Consider the following 767-nt stretch of genomic DNA (forward strand, 5'->3'; position numbering starts at 1 on the left):
TCCAGGGCATGGTTGCCACCGCCCAGGATGCTGTTCCGGACGATATTGGCGCGCTGAGAGCAGCGCTGACCGCGGCGCTGGCCAGAGCCGAAGACGAGGCCGCACGCGCTGCGCTGGTCGAGGCCGAACTGGCGGTCGCCAGGGCCAAGGCATCGGATGATGCGGCGCTGATCGCACATCAGGATCTGACGATCCGGAAGCTGCAGCGGGCGCTGCATGGTCAAAGTTCTGAACGTGCCGCCCGCCTGCACGACCAGATGGAACTCACCTTCGAGGAACTCGAGAGCACGGCAACGGAAGACGAGATCGCCGCCGAACAGGCAGCGGCGCGGACCACCGAGGTGGCGCCTTATGTGCGCAAACGACCGGCGCGCCAGCCATTTCCCGAGCACCTGCCGCGCGAACGCGTGGTCGAGCCGGCGCCGACCGCTTGCCACTGCTGCGGCGGTCATCGGCTGCGCAGGCTGGGTGAGGATATCACCGAGACGCTGGAGGTGGTGCCGCGGCAATGGAAGGTGATCCAGCACGTGCGGGAGAAGTTCACCTGCCGCGACTGCGAGGCGATCAGCCAGGCTCCGGCGCCGTTCCACGCCACCCCGCGCGGCTGGGCCGGTCCCGGCCTGCTGGCGATGATCCTGTTCGAGAAGTTCGGCCAGCATCAGCCCCTCAACCGCCAGGCTGAACGCTATGCCCGCGAAGGCGTGCCGCTCAGCCTGTCGACGCTCGCCGACCAGGTCGGCGCCGGCGTCGCGGCGCTGATGCCGCTG

General features: G+C 68.8%; 1 protein-coding gene. It reads left to right on the plus strand.

Annotated features, from left to right (window positions below; genetic code table 11):
* Positions 1-8 precede the first annotated feature (8 nt).
* Positions 9-767 (plus strand): IS66 family transposase (locus tag NKI25_RS36280; RefSeq protein ID WP_353000977.1); only part of this gene is annotated, 759 nt, incomplete at its 3' end.

It is taken from the genome of Mesorhizobium sp. M0808 (assembly GCF_040320025.1).
Classification (GTDB): Bacteria; Pseudomonadota; Alphaproteobacteria; order Rhizobiales; family Rhizobiaceae; genus Mesorhizobium.